We start from the raw sequence: 17,699 nt of genomic DNA, 5'->3' as shown, positions 1-17,699 counted from the left end.
TTTAATTAATAAATTAATAATTTTGTTAATAAAAAAATAGATCTGTATTTTTTATGACTTATTATTGGATTGTAGGGGTAACATTTTTTGTTAGTGTTATTTTTAGTAAAATATTAAAAAATAAATTTAGAATTTATTCTGAATTGTATTTGAACAATCACATGAGTGGAAAAGAAATAGCAGAGAAAATGTTAACTGATAATGGAATTTATGATGTAAGTGTTATATCTGTTGAGGGGGAATTAACAGATCATTATAATCCTATGAATGGAACAGTTAATTTAAGTGAAAGGGTTTATCATGAAAAAACTGCAGCTGCAGCTGCAGTAGCAGCTCATGAATGTGGTCACGTTTTGCAACATAAGTTAGGTTATAATATGTTAAAATTACGAAATCAGTTGGTTCCCATCTTAAATTTGAGTTCAAAATTTACGAATTTAGTGCTCATGTCTGGACTTGCGATTTTCTATGGTTCAGGAGGAAAGAATGCTTTTCTTCTTCAATTAGGAATTGGCTTGTTTTCCTTAGCTGTGATTTTTTCCTTTATTACTCTTCCAATAGAGTTTGATGCAAGTAGAAGGGCTTTAAATTGGTTAAAAACTAAAAATATAGTTTCCTATCAAGAGTATGATACTGCAAAAGATTCTCTGAAATGGGCATCTATGACTTATGTAATTTCAGCATTGGGAAGTTTAGCTCAATTGATATATTTTATGTCTATTTTTAGTGATAAAAAAGATGACTAGTGATTAGTTACTCTTTTTTTTATTCCTTGCATTTCTCGGATTTGGACGAAGATTTCCATATGTTTTATTTCTTATTTTTCCTCTTCTAGTTTTTTTATCTCCTTTTCCCATCTTTATAAATTTTTGAAATAATTTCTTTATGTATTTTTTTTGCTGTCTTTTCTAAACAAGAAATATCTTGAATATTTTCAATGATTATATTAGAATTTTTTATTTTCTTTTTGTTAGAAATTTGAATATTAAGACGATTCAAAATTTGATCTTCTTTTAAATTATCTCTTTTCATAACTCTTTCAATCATTGTTTCTACGGGAGAAGTTAAAGTTATAATTAAATTACAGTTTTTATAGGCGCCACTTTCAAATAAAATAGCAGATTCTTTGATGAAATATAAAGTTTTTTTTTGAGATAAGATCCAATTTTTGAAATCTAAAAAAACCCAAGGGTGAATAATGGAACATAAAAACTTTAACGCTATAGGATCTCTAAATACTTTTTCAGATAAAAAATTTGTATTGATTCTATTTTTTTCATAAGATTTTTTTCCAAAGAACTTTATAATATTTTTTCTTATATTCTCGATGTTGTTCATTAATATTTTTCCTTTTTTATCAGGTGAATAAACAGGAATTCCTCTTTTTTCAAAAAAAGAGGAAAATAAACTTTTTCCAGAGCCCATTTTTCCAGTAATTCCTATTAAAAAATATTTCATTTTTTTTCTATTTTAGAGGTTATTGGACTAAAAGTATCTCCATAACGTAATTGAGTTAATTCTTTAGATATAGTATTTTTTTCAAGTTTTATTTTTCCTACAATGGTTTCTAATATATAGAAGTGATTTGTGACTTCTATAATTTTTCCATGTATTCCTGAACTCGTAACTATATGATTTCCTTTTTTTATATTTTCTTGGAATTTCTTTTCTATTTTTTGTTTTCGTATTTGGGGACGTATCATGAAAAAATAAAATACAATAAATATTAAAGCAAACATCCAAAGAGTATTTGTTAGAGGATTTTGTTGTAGTATGGAAAACATAAATTAAAAATTAATTCTATAAATAATAATAAATAAAATGAATAAACATAAGAATTGAATTAATTACTTTAATCCTTTTCCTACTTTAAAAATTTTATTGTTTTTATGTAACAATTTAAATACTTGATCTAGAATTCCATTAATAAAAGTTTTGCTTTTATCCATGCAGAAAATTTTTGCAATTTCTATGTATTCATTCATAGTGGCTTTTGGAGGAATACTTGGAAAGTATAAAAATTCACAAATAGCCATTTGTAATATAATTAAATCAATTATAGCTATCCGTTCTATATTCCAATTATTAGAAATATGGTTAATTAATTCATTAAATTTTTTTTTATGAAAAATTGTATTTCTATATAAATTCACAAGAAATTTTTTATTCTCATCGTTTTTATAAATATTATACAATTTAAAATTTTTTGGAGTAGATAATTGAATAACTTGCAAAGTTTTACATACCATTATATGTGCTATATATAAGTCATTGGATCCATTTATATACAGATCTTCTATATATTCTATCAGTTTTTTATTAGGAATTACAATATTTTTGTAATATTTAATAAGAAAATTTTTATCTTTTTCAAAAGAAGAATTTGATTCTTGAATCTCCGAAAAATTTGATTCTTGAATCTCCTTTAATAAACAAAGAACATAATGATCTTGTTTTTCCCATAAAATTTTTGAAGAATTTTTTTTTTTGTAATCATATTCCAATAGATGTTTGTTATTAGATAATATTTTTATTACAGAATTATATGCAATTTTTTGCACCGGACTAATTTGATCTTTAGGTAAAAATTGATTTATTTTTAATGCTTTATCTCTAATTTTTAATATCAAATGAAGAAGAGATATATATAAATCATGTAATTCATCAATGCTTCGAAGCATATTTTCTTCTACTTTACTTGAATCCATTTTAGATAAATGCTGAGCATATAAAAATTGCAAACTTCTTATTCTGAAATATCGCCTAATTAATATTTTTTTAAATGGCATAGATTTTTTTTATAAAAAACGTAAGTATTGCAATTCTTGCAATTATATAAATAAAAAGTGAAACTTAAAAAGTTTGTAATTTTGTGTTTTGTATGGGGGGTTTACTATCTTTTAGTAAGAAATATTTTCGTAAATATAGATCACGTTTATGCATGGGGTTTATACTAATTTTAGTATCTAATTTTTTAACTTTATTACCTATTCCATATATAGGAAAATCTATTAATACCATTAAAAATATTTTCATAAGTTTTTCAAAACATGATACAAGGATTTATTCAAATTTAGAAATGGAGATTTGTATTTACACAGGTATAATACTAATAATTCCAATCATAGGTGGATTTGTAAAATATCACATGAGGCAATGTATTATTACTACATCTAGGATGATTGAATTTGATATAAAAAATGAAATATTTTCGCATTATCAAAAACTTAATTTATCTTTTTATAGAAAAAATTCAACAGGAGATTTAATGAATCGTCTTACGGAAGATGTCTCTTTTATCCGACAGTATATGGGCCCAGGAATTATGTATTTTGTCAATCTTGTAGTTTTATTTTTAATGGTTCTCATACAAATGTTTCGTATAGATAGAACATTAACTTTTTACGTAATATTACCTATACCTATTCTTTTTGTTTCTATTTACTATATAAGTATTTACATAACTAAAAAAAGTGAAGAGGTACAAAATTATCAATCTATTATTTGTTCTTTTATGCAAGAAACTTTTTCCGGGATTCAAATAATTAAATCATTTGTATCTGAAAAATTTTTTCAAGAAAAACATAGAAAAGTGATATTGGAATATCAAAAGAAAAATATAGAATTGGCAAAAATTGATACCATTCTATCTTCTGTTATCATTTTTCTTATTGGAACAAGTCATTTATTAATTCTTTTTTTTGGAGGTAAAAAATATTTTCAAGGAGAAATAAAAGAAATAGGAACTATTGCAGAATTTTTTACGTATATAAATGTTTTAATTTTTCCTTTTATTATTCTAGGATGGGTGGTTTCTATTGTGGAAAGAGCGAAAGTATCACAAATACGTATTAATGAATTTTTAAAAGAAACGCCTGAAATATTTCATGATAATAATTTAATAAAAACTAAAATTTTTGGAAAAGTTCAATTTAAAAATGTTAGCTTTATTTATTATAATAGAAAAGAACAACCTACTCAAACTATAAGTAAAGTATCTTTTACTATCCAAAAGGGAAAAACTTTAATATTGACTGGAGAAACAGGATCTGGAAAAACAACTATAGGAAGATTAATATCTCGTTTATATGATCCTTATAAAGGGGAAATTCTTATTGATAATTTATCTTTGAAGAATCATGATCTTTATAATTTTCGAAGTAAAATAGGTTACGTTCCTCAAGAATCCTTTCTTTTTTCGGATTCTATTTATAATAATATTGCCTTAGGTAGTGTAGAAAAAGCGAAGCCTTGTAAAGTTTATGATGCTGCGAAAAAGGCTATGATAGAAGATGACATTCTTAATTTTAAAGACGGCTACAAAACTGTTATAGGAGAAAGAGGAATTACCTTATCTGGTGGTCAGAAGCAAAGAATATGTATAGCCAGAGCTATTATAAGAAATCCAAGTATTCTTATATTTGATGATAGTTTTTCTGCTATAGATCAAAAAACTAGGAGATCAATCATTCGTTATATAAAAGAGGATATGAAAAATAGTACTATTATCATTATCACGCATGATCTTTCTTATATATCTGATTTTGATCTTATTATTGTTTTAAAAAATGGAAAAATATCTAAAATAGGAAATCCTAATATTTTTTTTGAAAAAAAAATTATTTAGAATAATTTCAGAAAAACGTAGTATAGACCGTTTTTTTTATTTAGATTTGCTCAATTAGGAATATAATATTGTTTGAAATGGACGAAAAAGAAAATATTAAAGAAAGAAATGAAATTTGTTCACGTACTCTAAAAACTGGTAGTCGTACGTATTTTTTTGATGCAAGAGAAACTAGAGCAGGAGATTATTATTTAACTATAACTGAGAGTAAGAAAAACTTTTCTGAAACTGGTGAAGTCACTTATAAAAAACATAAAATCTATTTGTATAAAGAAGATTTTTCTAAATTTCAGAGTATACTAGATGATATGATTCGATTTATTATTAATGAGAAAGGAAGAGAAGTTATCTCAGAACGTCATCAAAAAGATTTTAAAAATCATGCTTTTAATCAAGAAATTAAAGAATCACAAAGAAAAACATCAGAAGCTAAAAATTTTACAAATATTGATTTCGAAGATATATAACAATAATGGTAAAATAGAAAAAGTCATATTTATTTAATCACTAGAATAGTGGTTTTTTTAATTTTTAGTGATTGAGGATTTATGGTTAATTATCGGAATATAATGAATAATGTTAATACTTTTATATTTGATGTTGATGGGGTGTTAACAAATTGTACTTTAAATTTATTCCCTGATGGGAATATGGTTCGTCAAATGTTTGCTAAAGATGGATATGCTATGCAATTAGCAAAAAAAAAAGGATATAACATATGCATTATAACAAGAGGATCTGATTTAATGGTTTTTAGACGTTTGAGAGGTTTGAATATTCGTCATATTTACCAAGGAGTTAACAATAAAAAGAAATATTTAGATGAATATTGTCATACTTTCAATATTACCAAAAATAGTATTCTGTACATGGGAGATGATATTCCGGATATAGAAATCATGAAATCTGTTGCATTACCTTGTTCTCCGATAGATGCTGTTCAAGAAGTTAAAGAGATATCTAAATACATTTCTCCAAAAAAAGGCGGAAAAGGTTGTGTAAGAGATGTAATTGAACAAACTTTAAAAGTTCAAAAAAACTGGTTTTAAAAAAAAATAGTGTCCTAAAAAGAAGACACTATTTTTTTTTATGTACTCTTACATCATTCCTCCCATTCCTCCACCTCCAGCTCCAGGCATTGGAGGAATATTGGTTTCTTCTTTTTTGATTTCTGTAACAACACATTCAGTAGTCAACAACATTCCGGATACTGATGCAGCATTTTCCAATGCAACTCTAGCTACCTTAGTAGGATCAATAATTCCTTCTACTATCATATTTTTATACTCTCCAATTTTTGCATCATAACCAAAATCTCCTTTTCCTTCAGCTACTTTAGCCACTACTACAGATCCTTCTCCACCAGCATTAGCTACTATTTGCCGTAAAGGTTCTTCTAAAGATCTTCTGACTATTTGTATTCCAGTGTCTTGATCAGGATTTTCTCCTATAATATGATCCAATGATTTTATAGAACGAACTAGTGCCACTCCTCCTCCAGCTACAATTCCTTCTTCAACAGCTGCACGAGTAGCGTTTAAAGCATCATCTACACGATCCTTTTTCTCTTTCATTTCTACTTCAGATGCGGCACCTACATAAAGAACCGCAACTCCTCCTGCCAATTTAGCAAGACGTTCTTGCAATTTTTCCTTGTCGTAATCCGATGTAGTAGTTTCTATTTGAGCTTTTATTTGATCAACACGTGCTCTTATATCTTTTTTACTTCCACCACCATTAACAATAGTCGTATTATCCTTATCAATAATAACCCTTTCTGCTTTTCCTAACATGTTAAGTTTAACATCTTCTAGTTTACTACCAGTTTCTTCAGAAATTACAGTTCCTCCTGTAAGAATTGCAATATCTTCCAACATAGCCTTTCTCCTATCACCGAAACCGGGAGCTTTTATAGCTGCTACTTTTAAGGTACCACGTATTTTGTTAACAACTAATGTTGCCAACGCTTCTCCTTCTACTTCTTCTGAAATAATTAATAAAGGTTTTCCAGATTGTGCTACAGGCTCCAATATAGGAAGCAAATCTTTCATAGCAGCTATTTTTTTATCGGATAAAAGAATTTGTGGTTGATCAAATTCTGTTATCATTTTTTCGGTATTTGTAACAAAATAAGGAGACTGATATCCTCTATCAAATTGCATTCCTTCAACCACATCTACGGATGTATCGGTTCCTTTAGCTTCTTCTACAGTAATAACTCCTTCTTTTCCTACTTTTTCAAAAGCGTCTGCTATTAATGCGCCAGTTTTTTCATCATTATTAGCGGAGATAGAAGCCACTTGTTTAATTTTTTCTGTATTTCCTCCAACTTCTCTAGATTGTTTTTTTAAATCCGAAATGACAACTTCCAAAGCTTTATCTATTCCTCTTTTTAAATCCATAGGATTAGCTCCAGCCGCGACATTTTTCAATCCTTCTCTAACAATAGCTTGTGCTAATACAGTAGCCGTTGTTGTCCCGTCTCCTGCAACATCATTTGTTTTAGAAGCAACCTCTTTAACCATTTGAGCTCCTAAATTTTCTATAGGATCTTCTAATTCTATTTCCTTAGCTACTGTCACTCCATCTTTTGTTACTTGAGGGCCTCCAAAAGATTTTTGCAATACAACATTACGTCCTTTTGGTCCTAAAGTTACTTTAACCGCATTAGCCAATGCATCTACACCTTTTTTTAACTTATCTCTTGCTTCAATATCAAATTTAATATCTTTTGCCATAATTTTTATATTATTTTTATTAGTTGTAACTTTGTGGATTTTTTATCCTAAAATTATATAATAGCTATAACATCAGACTCTCTCATAACAAGATATTCTTCCTCATCCCATTTTAGTTCAGTTCCTGAATATTTTCCATATAAAACTCTATCTCCTTTTTTTAAGATCATAGGTTCATTTTTTTTTCCATTTCCAACTGCTATTATAGTACCTTTTTGTGGTTTTTCTTTTGCGGTATCAGGAATGATAATACCTGAAGATGTTTTTGTTTCAGCAGGATCAGGTTTCACTAAAACGCGATCTGCTAAAGGTTTAATCTTTACTTCAACCATATTTAAAATAATTTTTAAGGTTAACGATACTTATCGTTACAGAGCCAAAAACATGCCAAATAAAAAAAATTTGAATTTTTTACGTCTATATAAAATTTAATGCCATAATGGCATATTTACTGTTTACAGTTTAACAAAAAATTGAAAAATAAAGTTAAAAAAAAGACAATAATAGATAAGATCCAAGTTATTTTTTCCAAAAAAATATTAGTTCTTTTTATTCCAAAAAATCTAAAATTTTTTTCCATGAAAGATTGAGAAATAAATCCTTTTTTAGGGTTTTGGATTAAAATGATTCCAATAAGAAACAAACATGTTAAAATAATAAAAAATCCAAGAAGTATGGTTGAATACATTAGCTTTTTTTTTACCAATTATTATTAAATATTCTGTTATATAATTTGATGACAAAATTTTTTGTAATTCTATCTATTATAGAAGAATTATCCATAAAAAAAAGTTCATCACGAGAAATTTTTTCTAAAATTTCAAAATTTTGAGTCCAATTTTTCTCTGGATTAGAATTGTCTTTAAAAAAAATTTTTGCTTTTATTTCAATTATTTTCAATGGATAATTTTTCATTGAAAATATTTTATAATTAGTAAATATTCCTTCTAAAAGAAGATCTCCATTGTTTAAAACTAAACTTGAAGGATTATGTAAAAGGATATAATCTTCTAATTTTTTTTTTATTTCAAAAGAAATAGATATTCCTGGAATATTTATTTCTTCCGAAAAATTTCCAAGTTCTATTGTTTTTTTTCTATTGAAGGAATAAATATGATTATAAAATACAGTTAAACCAGTAATAAAAAAAATCAAAATTTTTCTATAGACCATATTGTTTGATTTTTCTATATAATGTTCTTTCTGAAATTCCTAATTCTTTAGCTGTTTTTCTTCTTTTTCCATTATTTTTTTTTAGAGCTTTTTGAATAAATTCTATTTCTTTTTTTTGCAAGGAAAAAGTATTTAGTTCGTTTGTATTGATAGAATCTTCTTCTATTTCTTCATAATCAAAATTCTCATTTTTTAACGGATTTTTCGATAAATTAGAAGCATGTTCTAATCTAAATATGGAGTCTTCGACTATAGATTTTACAGAGTAATTAGAACTATTAATCATATTTCCAAAAACTTTTTCCATAAGTTGTTGATTCTTTTCTAAGAAATTTTTTTTAGTATCGTTTTGACTTTTTATCAATTGATAGGTTAATTTTTTCAAATTATTCAAATTTTTTCTCATATCAAATAAAATTTTATAAAGAAAATCTCTTTCATTTGAAAAATTATGAAAAAATTTTTCGTTATTTGAATTAGAAATAGATAAAGAAGGAATATTTTCTGGAATATATTCTTTTAATTTTTCTATAGAAATTTCACGTTTTTTTTCAAGTACAGATACTTGTTCTATGAAGTTTTTTAACTGTCTAATATTTCCAGGCCAAGAATAATTTTCTAAATACTTGAAAGCTTCTTCAGTAAGTTTTATTGGAGGCATATGATATTTTTCAGCAAAATCATTAGAAAATTTTTTAAACAATAATCTAATATCGTTCTTACGAAACCGTAAAGGAGGTACACTAATTTGTACAGTATTTAGACGATAATATAAATCTTCTCTAAATTTTCCTTTTTGAATAGATTCTATCATATTCAAATTAGTAGCAGCCACAATGCGGATATTAGTTTTTTGTATTTGAGAAGACCCTACTTTAATAAATTCACCTGATTCTAAAACTCTAAGAAGACGAATTTGTGTAGTTAAAGGTAGCTCTCCTACTTCATCTAAAAAAATAGTCCCTCCATCTGCCCCTTCAAAATATCCCTTACGCATACTTGTAGCCCCCGTAAAAGATCCTTTTTCATGGCCAAATAATTCGCTATCAATTGTTCCTTCTGGAATAGCTCCACAATTTACAGCAATATAAGAATGATGTTTTCTATAAGAAAATTGATGAATAATTTTTGGAATAAATTCTTTTCCTACTCCACTTTCTCCAAGGACCAATACAGAAATATCTGTAGGTGCCACTTGAACCGCCTTTTCCAATGCTCTATGCAGAGCGTAATCATTTCCAACAATACTAAATTTTTGTTTTATATTGTGAATGGATTCCATGTATGGAATAGATTTTATTATTGATTTTCATTCTAATTTTCCTATTAATGTAGCGGATGTATAATCAATGATTCTTACAAAAACGGATTCTCCTATTTTAGAGAGTTTTTTTGGAAAAACTACCACAAAATTTTGTGTATTTCGTCCATACCAATCTTGATTGTTTTTTTTAGATTCTCCTTCTATTAAAACTTCTTGTATTGTTCCCAAATATTTTTTTATTCGAAAAATAGAATGAATTCTTTGCAAATCAATAATTTCTTTTAATCTCCTTTTTTTCACATGTTCTGGAACATTATCTTTTAATTTTTTATAGGCATAGGTTCTAGGCCTAGGAGAATAAGAAAACATGTAACCATAATCATATTTTACTTCATTCATTAAGCTAATAGTTTCTAAATGGTCCTCTTCTTCCTCATGACAAAAACCTGTTATCATATCATGTGAAATAGAACATTCAGGAATTATAGATCTAATTTTCTGTATTAGAGAAATATATTTTTCTCGAGTATATTTTCTATTCATTAATTTTAATATTTTATTACTTCCTGATTGAACTGGTAAATGAATGTGTTTACATATGTTAGAATGTTTTGAAATAACTTCTATTACTCTATCAGACATATCATGAGGATTAGATGTTGAAAACCTAATTCGCATAAAGGGTAGCTTTGAAGCTATTAAATCCAATAGCTTTGAAAAATCAATTATTTTTTCATTATTCTTATTTATTTTTATCTGTTTTTTAAAACCACCTCCAAACCAAAGATAAGAATCTACATTTTGACCTAATAGAGTTACTTCTTTATATCCCTTTTCGTATAAATTTTCACATTCTTTAATTATTGAGTATGGATTACTGCTTCTTTCTCTTCCTCTTGTAAAAGGAACTATGCAAAACGTACACATATTATCACATCCTCTTGTTATACTTAAAAAAGTAGTTATTTTTTTTTTATATGGAGAAGGACTAATATTTTCATATGTTTCATTTTTATTTTCAGATAATAGAATGTGATTTATTTTTTTTTCATCATTCATCATAACTAATCGAATGATATCAGGTATTTTTCTGTAAGAATTTGGACCTATAGAAAAATCTATCAAGTTTGAATATTCAATTGATGTTGATAAACATCCAAGAATACCAAATAATGGAATTTTTTGATTTTTTGATTTTAAATATCTTAGGTGATCTAATCTATTTTTAATAGATATTTCTGCTTTTTTACGTATGGCACATGTATTGAGTAGGATAATATGAGCTTTTTTTAAATTATTTGTTAATAAAAATCCATTTTTTGATAGGATTGAAATGATTATTTCAGTATCAGAAATATTCATCTGACAACCATAACTTTCTATGTAATAGAATAATGGAATTTTTAAGGTGGTCAAAAAATTTTTTTTCATTTTATTCACAAAATTATAAATAAAGGTAAAAAAATAAAATGTCATTATGTCATAATGGAAAATTATCCTTGCAATTTTAGGATGGAAGATGAAGAATTTTTTTAGCCAAAAGAATCATGTTTTTATTTCCTGTGGATTTTTCCTTCACATTAGAGAGTTTCACAACAGAAATCCATTTTTTTTCCGGTAGAGCTTTTACCATTTTTATGACTATGTTCATAGAAGGAGGTCCTACATCATTAGTAAAATTAGTACCTATTCCAAAAAATGGATTTATTTTTTTTTTGCAAAAAGAGGAAATCTTAGCTACTCTATATGGATCTAGATTATCAGAAAATATAATTTTTTTTTTCAGAGGATTTATTTTCAATTCATTATAATGTTTTATAGTTTCATCAATAAATGAAAATGGATTTCCACTGTCATGTCTAATTCCTTCGAAGATATTTGCTAGTTTTTTATTGAAATTTTGGAAGAATATAGAAGAGGTATATGTATCGGATAAAGCTATTCCTAAATTTCTTCCATATATATGGGACCAGTTTTCCATAGCTATTCGATCAGCTATATTGAAACCATATTTAGCTGCATGAAACATTACCCATTCATGTCCATGAGTTCCAAGAGGTTTTTTTGAAAAAATCTGAGAGAAGTGAACGTTGCTGCTTCCCATAAAAAAAGAATTTCCTTCCTCTTTGAGAATTTTTAAAACTAATTTTTGAACTTCATAAGAATATCTTCTTCTAGTTCCATACTCTCCGATTTCAACATTTAACTTTTTGTATTCAGCTAATTTTTTTCTTGTTAGAAAGATAATCTTTTGATCAGAAATACGTTTTGCTCCTGTTAAATGATAATACAATTCAGATATTATCGCCATTAAAGGAACTTCCCATAAAATAGTTCTACTCCACAATCCTTCTATATAGATTTGTATATTTTTTCCATTCTGGAATATATGAACTTCTTTTGGATTGTATTGATATTCTTCTAAAGAATCTAAGTAAGAAGAGTCTAAATAAGGACAATTTTTTTCTAAAAAAATTCTTTCTTTATTTGATAGTTTTAAGTTGGACATTCTTTTTAGATGATCTTTTAATATTTTGGAAAAATTCTTTGGAAAAGAGTGTTTTCCACGATTGATCAATTCATATTTTGCTTGTGCAGAGGGAAACAATTTTATTATGGCATTTTGCATGGTAAATTTGTAAAAATCATTGTCTAATAAAGACCCTATAATAGGGAATTCATTCATTTTCATTAAATGCATTCTATTGGAATTCTTAAAAATTTTTCAAGATAAAATATTTGATAGTTTCAATAAATTATTATTCATTAAATTCATTAAAATTTAATCTGACATAGTACTTTTTTTATAGAATTAAAAAACTTATTCAAGTAGAATATTTTTCTTTATTTAGAAAAAATATTTCTCTAAATTTGCTTTTAAAACAATTTATTTTTAATATGGACAATACGAAATTATACGTTGGAAATTTATCTTATGAGATGACAGAACAAGAATTAAAAAAATATTTTGAATCTATAGGAGAAGTAACTCATGCAAAAATTATTTTTGATGAATCTACATCTAATAAAAGAAGCAAGGGTTTTGGATTTATAGAAATGTCTAATGAAGAGAACGCGAAACAAGCTATAGAAAAACTAAATGGAACAGAATTTATGGGAAGAAATATTATTGTTTCTGCGGCGAGACCAAGAGCGAGAAAAGACTATTAAATTCCTATTTATCTACACGTCTACATCTGTTTTTTATTTTGAATAAAGAGGAAATGATTTTTCAATCATGAAATAACAACGATATTTATTATACAAAAATCGTAGTAAACTAATATATGAAAAAATTACATGGAACAGGTGTAGCGTTGGTTACTCCTTTTAAAAAAGATGGAAAAATTGATTTCGAAGGACTTGAAAAAATTGTAAAACGTGTAGCAAAAAATAAAGTAGATTATTTGGTTCTATTAGGTACTACAGCTGAAACAGCTACTTTAAAAAAAGAAGAAAAAAAAAATATAATTGAATGCGTTAAAAATATTAATCAGACAAAACTTCCCTTAATATTAGGTATAGGAGGAAATAATACAAAAGACATTATAGAAAAAATAAAGAATATAAATTTGGACGATTTTTCTGCAATTCTTTCTGTTTCTCCATATTATAATAGACCCTCTCAAGAGGGAATATATCAACATTTTAAATCTATTGTTAATAACACGGATGCTAGAATAATCATTTATAATGTTCCTAAGAGAACTGGATCTAATATTCTTCCAGACACAGTTATTAGATTAGCTAATGATTTTGAGAATATAATAGGAATAAAAGAAGCTTCTGGAAACATCTTACAGTCTTATAAAATTATCGAAAAAAAACCAAAAAGTTTTGGTTTAATATCAGGAGATGATTTTATCACTTTACCTGTAATATTAGGAGGAGGAGATGGAGTAATTTCAGTAATTGCACAAGGATTTCCAAAGGAAATTTCTGAAATGGTGTCTTTAGCAAAAAAAGATAAGGTTCAAGAGGCGTTTTCCATTTTTTATAAAATAATCAATATGATTGAACTTATTTATGAAGAAGGAAATCCTACAGGAATTAAAACTTTATTAAAGATTTTAAAAATCTGTAACTCTTATGTCCGATTACCATTGATAAAGGGAACTTTTTTTTTAGAGAAAAAAATAGAAAATAAATTAAACACCTATAAATTAGTATAAAAATTAAATAATTATGAATCATGTTCAATGAAAAAATACAGATAGGTTTAAAAAAACAATTAAATAGAGAATTAGAATCTTCTCAACTATATTTATCTATGGCATCTTGGATGGAATGTCAACATGGAAGTTTGGAAGGGATCTCTAATTTTTTATATGATCATTCAGATGAAGAAAGAAAACATATGTTAAGATTAATAAGATATATTAACAAAAGAGGAGGGTCTTCAGATATTTTCATGAAAAGCACTTTTCTTGAAGAAGTTTCGTATAATTCTTTAAAAGAATTATTTCAAAAATTGTTTGAACACGAAAAAATAATTTCTAAAGAAATTAATTCTTTGGTAGAATTATCTTTACAAGAAAGAGATTATTTTACTTATAATTTTTTGCAATGGTATATTGAAGAACAAATAGAAGAAGAAGCTTTGACTAAAATGATCTTAGATAAGATCATTTTAGTTGAAAAAGATAAGGCTGGATTATATTTATTTGATCGAGATATAAAAAATTTTCATCAAAAAATGAAATCATCATGTAAATCATGAATAATAAAGTAATCTTTTTATCATTATTTATGATAATTTTTTCTTGTTACAAAGATCAACATGTATCAAAAAATTTTGATAATCATATTTTTCCTTCTTTTTTCCATAGAAATCCTTCCAATCCTTTTTTTTCTAAAAATGAAATTTCAATATTGAAAAATATTTTCAAGAATTGGAATTTTTTTTCAAAAAAAGATCTTTCTAATTCTAATGGTTATAATTCGGAAGAAAATCGTTTGTTTAAACATGGATTTAATGAATTTATCAATTCATTAAATTTTGATCTGGATCAGACGAAAACTCGTGCAGCTGTTGATACTTTAAATGAATTTATTACAAAGTATCCAAACAGTCAAAAAATACAAGAAATTAGAAATATTTTAGTTAAACTGATAAAAAGACTTGAAAAAAGGGATTATTATATAGCTAATACTTATTTTTTTATGCATAAATATAAAGCTTCTTTAATTTATTTTAAGGACTTTATCAAAAAATATCCAAAAAGTATTTATAAAGAAAATGCTTTATACAAAATTTGTATTATTACATATAAAATGGCAGATAATAGAGAAAAAGCATCAGATTTTTTTGATGCCTATCAAAGATATATAAAATTATATCCTGATTCTTCTTTTAAAATAAGGAAGTTGAATATTTTTTATAAAAAATTATTGAAATTATGAATTTTACAGAAATTAAAGCTCCAATAGATACTATCACTATAGATCGTATAGAATTGGAAAAAAAATCTGGGAAAAATATATATGAAACTATTTGTATTCTAGAGAAAGTTAGTGAGAAAATTAATTGTGAGATTAAGGAAGATTTAGATAAAAAATTAGAAGAATTTAATCTTCTGAATAAGAATAATCTAGAAGAGATTTTTGAGAATAAAGAACAAATAAATCTTTCCATTTTTTATGAAAAACTTCCAAAATCTACTTCCATTTCTATTCAATATTTGTTAGATAACAAAATAAAAATTAATTAAAATTTTCTTTTATAATCGTCTAAAAATTTATTTAGTCCCGTATTCGTAAGTGGGTGTTTTACAAGTTCACATAGAACTTTTAAAGGAGAAGTAACTGCATAAATTCCTATCTTGGCACATTCTATGATATGTAAAGGATGACGTATTGAAGCCGCTAAAATATTTGTTTCAAAATGATAATTTTCATAAACATTCTTTATGTCTTTTATCAAATTAAGTCCATTATATGATATATCATCTAGTCTTCCTAAAAATGGAGATACATAATAGGAACCAGATTTTGCCGCAAGAATAGCTTGTCCTATGGAGAAAACAAGAGTACAATTAGTTTTAATATTTTTTTTTGATAAAAATTTTATAGCTTTAACCCCATCTTCACACATGGGAATTTTTACTACAATTTTTGGGTGTAAAAGTGTAAGTTCTTCACTTTCTTGAATCATATCTATATAATTCGTACTAATTATTTCTGCACTCACGTCTTCTTCATTTTCTAAAAGATTACAAATGGATATATAATGATTCATTATCGATTTTTTATCAATAGATTCTTTAGATATTAAAGAAGGATTAGTTGTAACGCCATCTAATATTCCTAATGCTTTAGCTTTTTTAATTTCTTCTAAATTAGCTGTATCTATAAAAAACTTCATAACTGGAAAACACATTCTGAAGAACAAATTTATGAAAAAAAAATTAGATTTTCTTTGAATCGGTTTTTTTCTTCATTTTCAAAAAATGATAAATAAAAATCTGTAAATTTATATTTTATTGAATGACACATAAATATTATGTATTTTGATGTGATTGTCTTGGGAAGTGGACCTGGAGGTTATGTAGCCTCTATACGTGCAGCGCAGTTAGGAATGAAAACTGCTTTAATTGAGAGAGAATCTTTAGGAGGAGTCTGCTTGAATTGTGGATGCATTCCCACTAAATCTCTTTTAAATACTGCTAAAAATTTACAAAAAATAAGAGAAAATAAGGATTTATTTGGGATCAAAAATCCATTAGAAATTAATTTTTCTAAAATCATATCTAAAAGTAGACAAGTGGTGGATACCATGAAAAATGGTCTATCATTTTTAATGAAAAAAAATGGAATTCATGTTATTTATGGAAATGCTAAGTTAAAAAATGGAAAAAAAATTGAAATTTTTAAAAATGGAGAAAAATTTGAAGAATGTTGCGCTTCACATATTGTCATAGCTACGGGATCTAGATCTAAAATAGATAATAAAACAATTCCCCAAGATGGAAAAAAAATAATAGGATATAAAGAAGCACTTTCTCTTACTTTTTTGCCTAAAAGAATAATTATTATTGGATCTGGTTCTGTTGGATTAGAGTTTTCTTATTTTTATCATTCTATGGGATCAAAAGTCACCATTATAGAACAATGTTCTAAGCTTTTTCCAAATGGAGATGAGGAGATATCTGATCAATTAAAATCTTCTTTTGATAAAAGAGGAATTCAATGTTATGTTTCTTCTTTTGTAAGAGGAATTAATTGTAATAATAAAGAGATTTTAGTTGATATTCATACTCTTGATAGAGATTTTTCTTTAGAAGCAGATATAGTGATCTCTGCTATTGGAACAGTATCCAATATTGAATTCCTAGGATTAGAAGAAGTAGGTGTTTATACTAAAAAAGGTTTTATTGTTGTAGATGAAAATTATAGAACTAATGTAGAAGGATATTATGCAATTGGAGATGTTATAGAAGGACCTTCTTTAGCTCATGTAGCATCACATGAAGCAATTGTATGTATAGAAAATATCAAAGGATTAAATCCTCAAAAAATCGATTATAATAATATTCCTAAATGTGTTTATTGTTTACCTGAAATTGCTTCAGTAGGTTATACAGAAAGAGAAGCTAGAGAAAAAGGATATCAAATTAAAATAGGAAAATTTCCTTTTAGTGCTCTCGGAAAATCTGTTTGTGATGGAAATACAGAAGGATTTGTTAAAGTTATTTTTGATGATCAGTATGATGAATGGTTAGGCTGTCATATGATTGGAAATCATGTAACAGATATAATTTCCGAAGTTGTGGTTGCTAGAAAGTTAGAAGCTACAAATCATGAAATAATAACATGTATTCACCCACATCCTTCATTAAGTGAATCTATTTTAGAGGCTATTGCTCATGCTTATGGAAAAGCTATTCATTTGTGATTT

General features: G+C 26.2%; 22 protein-coding genes. 10 read left to right on the top strand and 12 right to left on the bottom strand.

Translation table 11 applies throughout. The features are described from left to right. Positions 1-53: 53 nt before the first annotated feature. Positions 54-746 carry a zinc metallopeptidase gene (locus H0H45_RS02210; protein WP_185866443.1) on the top strand — a complete coding sequence of 231 codons (693 nt, stop codon included), beginning with the start codon at positions 54-56 and terminating at the stop codon, positions 744-746. Between the two features lie 3 nt (positions 747-749). Here H0H45_RS02210 and H0H45_RS02205 read toward each other — a convergent pair whose 3' ends face one another. The 4 genes from H0H45_RS02205 to nusB form a co-directional block, all read right to left on the bottom strand. Continuing rightward, on the bottom strand, positions 750-857 hold the full coding sequence (locus tag H0H45_RS02205) for a 30S ribosomal protein THX (RefSeq protein WP_185866442.1): 108 nt from the start codon (positions 855-857) through the stop codon (positions 750-752). Next, on the bottom strand, positions 841-1,458 hold the full coding sequence (gene coaE, locus H0H45_RS02200) for a dephospho-CoA kinase (protein WP_185866441.1): 618 nt from the start codon (positions 1,456-1,458) through the stop codon (positions 841-843). Before coaE ends, H0H45_RS02205 begins: the two co-directional genes overlap by 17 nt. Continuing rightward, on the bottom strand, positions 1,455-1,784 hold the full coding sequence (yajC, locus tag H0H45_RS02195) for a preprotein translocase subunit YajC (RefSeq protein WP_185866440.1): 330 nt from the start codon (positions 1,782-1,784) through the stop codon (positions 1,455-1,457). The genes coaE and yajC overlap by 4 nt, the downstream gene beginning before the upstream one ends. A gap of 63 nt (positions 1,785-1,847) precedes the next feature. Next, complete coding sequence (nusB, locus tag H0H45_RS02190) at positions 1,848-2,789, bottom strand: transcription antitermination factor NusB (RefSeq protein WP_185866439.1); 942 nt, start codon at positions 2,787-2,789, stop codon at positions 1,848-1,850. A gap of 92 nt (positions 2,790-2,881) precedes the next feature. Here nusB and H0H45_RS02185 point away from each other — a divergent pair, with 92 nt between their 5' ends. From H0H45_RS02185 to H0H45_RS02175, 3 genes are all read left to right on the top strand, one after another. Then, positions 2,882-4,627 (top strand): ABC transporter ATP-binding protein, encoded by a 1,746-nt coding sequence (locus H0H45_RS02185; RefSeq protein WP_185866438.1) that lies wholly within the window; start codon positions 2,882-2,884, stop codon positions 4,625-4,627. A 77-nt stretch (positions 4,628-4,704) separates the two neighbouring features. Beyond that, complete coding sequence (locus tag H0H45_RS02180) at positions 4,705-5,094, top strand: DUF3276 family protein (RefSeq protein ID WP_185866437.1); 390 nt, start codon at positions 4,705-4,707, stop codon at positions 5,092-5,094. Positions 5,095-5,196: 102 nt separating this feature from the next. Next, positions 5,197-5,676 (top strand): KdsC family phosphatase, encoded by a 480-nt coding sequence (locus H0H45_RS02175; RefSeq protein ID WP_394366641.1) that lies wholly within the window; start codon positions 5,197-5,199, stop codon positions 5,674-5,676. A 48-nt stretch (positions 5,677-5,724) separates the two neighbouring features. On the opposite strand, the gene groL is transcribed toward H0H45_RS02175, so the two are convergent. The 7 genes from groL to pncB all read right to left on the bottom strand — a co-directional run bounded on the left by groL (position 5,725) and on the right by pncB (position 12,488). After that, positions 5,725-7,365: a chaperonin GroEL gene (gene groL / locus H0H45_RS02170; RefSeq protein ID WP_185866435.1), complete on the bottom strand. Its 1,641-nt coding sequence runs from the start codon at positions 7,363-7,365 to the stop codon at positions 5,725-5,727. 53 nt (positions 7,366-7,418) lie between these two features. Then, entirely contained in the window at positions 7,419-7,697 is a 279-nt protein-coding gene (locus H0H45_RS02165; RefSeq protein ID WP_185866434.1) for a co-chaperone GroES, read from the bottom strand. Between the two features lie 116 nt (positions 7,698-7,813). Next, on the bottom strand, positions 7,814-8,053 hold the full coding sequence (gene secG, locus H0H45_RS02160; protein WP_185866433.1) for a preprotein translocase subunit SecG: 240 nt from the start codon (positions 8,051-8,053) through the stop codon (positions 7,814-7,816). 11 nt (positions 8,054-8,064) lie between these two features. Then, positions 8,065-8,538 carry a hypothetical protein gene (locus H0H45_RS02155; RefSeq protein WP_185866432.1) on the bottom strand — a complete coding sequence of 158 codons (474 nt, stop codon included), beginning with the start codon at positions 8,536-8,538 and terminating at the stop codon, positions 8,065-8,067. Next, positions 8,528-9,820 carry a sigma-54 interaction domain-containing protein gene (locus H0H45_RS02150; protein ID WP_185866431.1) on the bottom strand — a complete coding sequence of 431 codons (1,293 nt, stop codon included), beginning with the start codon at positions 9,818-9,820 and terminating at the stop codon, positions 8,528-8,530. The genes H0H45_RS02155 and H0H45_RS02150 overlap by 11 nt, the downstream gene beginning before the upstream one ends. Before the next feature lie 27 nt (positions 9,821-9,847). After that, positions 9,848-11,233 (bottom strand): tRNA (N6-isopentenyl adenosine(37)-C2)-methylthiotransferase MiaB, encoded by a 1,386-nt coding sequence (gene miaB / locus H0H45_RS02145; RefSeq protein ID WP_185866430.1) that lies wholly within the window; start codon positions 11,231-11,233, stop codon positions 9,848-9,850. A gap of 76 nt (positions 11,234-11,309) precedes the next feature. Beyond that, positions 11,310-12,488, bottom strand: a complete 1,179-nt coding sequence (gene pncB / locus H0H45_RS02140; RefSeq protein WP_185866429.1) for a nicotinate phosphoribosyltransferase — start codon at positions 12,486-12,488, stop codon at positions 11,310-11,312. A gap of 212 nt (positions 12,489-12,700) precedes the next feature. Here pncB and H0H45_RS02135 point away from each other — a divergent pair, with 212 nt between their 5' ends. From H0H45_RS02135 to H0H45_RS02115, 5 genes are all read left to right on the top strand, one after another. Continuing rightward, a complete protein-coding gene (locus H0H45_RS02135; RefSeq protein WP_185866428.1) occupies positions 12,701-12,973 on the top strand; it encodes an RNA recognition motif domain-containing protein in 273 nt (90 codons plus the stop codon). A gap of 116 nt (positions 12,974-13,089) precedes the next feature. Further along, a complete protein-coding gene (gene dapA, locus H0H45_RS02130; protein WP_185866427.1) occupies positions 13,090-13,974 on the top strand; it encodes a 4-hydroxy-tetrahydrodipicolinate synthase in 885 nt (294 codons plus the stop codon). A gap of 20 nt (positions 13,975-13,994) precedes the next feature. Next, positions 13,995-14,522 (top strand): ferritin, encoded by a 528-nt coding sequence (locus tag H0H45_RS02125; protein ID WP_185866426.1) that lies wholly within the window; start codon positions 13,995-13,997, stop codon positions 14,520-14,522. Then, complete coding sequence (locus H0H45_RS02120; RefSeq protein ID WP_185866425.1) at positions 14,519-15,205, top strand: outer membrane protein assembly factor BamD; 687 nt, start codon at positions 14,519-14,521, stop codon at positions 15,203-15,205. Before H0H45_RS02125 ends, H0H45_RS02120 begins: the two co-directional genes overlap by 4 nt. Beyond that, positions 15,202-15,513, top strand: a complete 312-nt coding sequence (locus H0H45_RS02115; RefSeq protein ID WP_185866424.1) for a hypothetical protein — start codon at positions 15,202-15,204, stop codon at positions 15,511-15,513. Before H0H45_RS02120 ends, H0H45_RS02115 begins: the two co-directional genes overlap by 4 nt. On the opposite strand, the gene fsa is transcribed toward H0H45_RS02115, so the two are convergent. After that, positions 15,510-16,166, bottom strand: a complete 657-nt coding sequence (gene fsa, locus H0H45_RS02110; protein ID WP_185866423.1) for a fructose-6-phosphate aldolase — start codon at positions 16,164-16,166, stop codon at positions 15,510-15,512. The two genes, H0H45_RS02115 and fsa, sit on opposite strands and share 4 nt — an antisense overlap. Positions 16,167-16,304: 138 nt before the next feature. On the opposite strand from fsa, the gene lpdA reads away from it, so the two are divergent. After that, positions 16,305-17,696, top strand: coding sequence for a dihydrolipoyl dehydrogenase (gene lpdA, locus H0H45_RS02105; protein ID WP_185866422.1), 1,392 nt, complete (start codon positions 16,305-16,307; stop codon positions 17,694-17,696). The last annotated feature ends 3 nt before the right edge of the window (positions 17,697-17,699 follow it).

The sequence above is a fragment of the Blattabacterium cuenoti genome, assembly GCF_014252095.1.
In the GTDB taxonomy this organism is placed as follows: domain Bacteria; phylum Bacteroidota; class Bacteroidia; order Flavobacteriales; family Blattabacteriaceae; genus Blattabacterium; species Blattabacterium cuenoti_F.
Note: the sequence above shows the minus strand (reverse complement) of the source record. Positions and strands in the feature narration are given on the sequence as shown.

What these genes read in the sequence shown, in the direction of transcription:
- H0H45_RS02115 (WP_185866424.1), top strand. Translation starts at nt 15,202, where the DNA reads ATGAATTTTACAGAAATTAAAGCTCCAATAGATACTATCACTATAGAT.
- pncB (WP_185866429.1), bottom strand. Translation starts at nt 12,488, where the DNA reads ATGAATGAATTCCCTATTATAGGGTCTTTATTAGACAATGATTTTTAC.
- coaE (WP_185866441.1), bottom strand. Translation starts at nt 1,458, where the DNA reads ATGAAATATTTTTTAATAGGAATTACTGGAAAAATGGGCTCTGGAAAA.
- nusB (WP_185866439.1), bottom strand. Translation starts at nt 2,789, where the DNA reads ATGCCATTTAAAAAAATATTAATTAGGCGATATTTCAGAATAAGAAGT.
- H0H45_RS02120 (WP_185866425.1), top strand. Translation starts at nt 14,519, where the DNA reads ATGAATAATAAAGTAATCTTTTTATCATTATTTATGATAATTTTTTCT.
- secG (WP_185866433.1), bottom strand. Translation starts at nt 8,053, where the DNA reads ATGTATTCAACCATACTTCTTGGATTTTTTATTATTTTAACATGTTTG.
- H0H45_RS02135 (WP_185866428.1), top strand. Translation starts at nt 12,701, where the DNA reads ATGGACAATACGAAATTATACGTTGGAAATTTATCTTATGAGATGACA.
- yajC (WP_185866440.1), bottom strand. Translation starts at nt 1,784, where the DNA reads ATGTTTTCCATACTACAACAAAATCCTCTAACAAATACTCTTTGGATG.
- H0H45_RS02185 (WP_185866438.1), top strand. Translation starts at nt 2,882, where the DNA reads ATGGGGGGTTTACTATCTTTTAGTAAGAAATATTTTCGTAAATATAGA.
- lpdA (WP_185866422.1), top strand. Translation starts at nt 16,305, where the DNA reads ATGTATTTTGATGTGATTGTCTTGGGAAGTGGACCTGGAGGTTATGTA.
- H0H45_RS02175 (WP_394366641.1), top strand. Translation starts at nt 5,197, where the DNA reads ATGAATAATGTTAATACTTTTATATTTGATGTTGATGGGGTGTTAACA.
- groL (WP_185866435.1), bottom strand. Translation starts at nt 7,365, where the DNA reads ATGGCAAAAGATATTAAATTTGATATTGAAGCAAGAGATAAGTTAAAA.
- H0H45_RS02205 (WP_185866442.1), bottom strand. Translation starts at nt 857, where the DNA reads ATGGGAAAAGGAGATAAAAAAACTAGAAGAGGAAAAATAAGAAATAAA.
- miaB (WP_185866430.1), bottom strand. Translation starts at nt 11,233, where the DNA reads ATGAAAAAAAATTTTTTGACCACCTTAAAAATTCCATTATTCTATTAC.
- H0H45_RS02210 (WP_185866443.1), top strand. Translation starts at nt 54, where the DNA reads ATGACTTATTATTGGATTGTAGGGGTAACATTTTTTGTTAGTGTTATT.
- dapA (WP_185866427.1), top strand. Translation starts at nt 13,090, where the DNA reads ATGAAAAAATTACATGGAACAGGTGTAGCGTTGGTTACTCCTTTTAAA.
- H0H45_RS02180 (WP_185866437.1), top strand. Translation starts at nt 4,705, where the DNA reads ATGGACGAAAAAGAAAATATTAAAGAAAGAAATGAAATTTGTTCACGT.
- H0H45_RS02155 (WP_185866432.1), bottom strand. Translation starts at nt 8,538, where the DNA reads ATGGTCTATAGAAAAATTTTGATTTTTTTTATTACTGGTTTAACTGTA.
- fsa (WP_185866423.1), bottom strand. Translation starts at nt 16,166, where the DNA reads ATGAAGTTTTTTATAGATACAGCTAATTTAGAAGAAATTAAAAAAGCT.
- H0H45_RS02125 (WP_185866426.1), top strand. Translation starts at nt 13,995, where the DNA reads ATGTTCAATGAAAAAATACAGATAGGTTTAAAAAAACAATTAAATAGA.
- H0H45_RS02165 (WP_185866434.1), bottom strand. Translation starts at nt 7,697, where the DNA reads ATGGTTGAAGTAAAGATTAAACCTTTAGCAGATCGCGTTTTAGTGAAA.
- H0H45_RS02150 (WP_185866431.1), bottom strand. Translation starts at nt 9,820, where the DNA reads ATGGAATCCATTCACAATATAAAACAAAAATTTAGTATTGTTGGAAAT.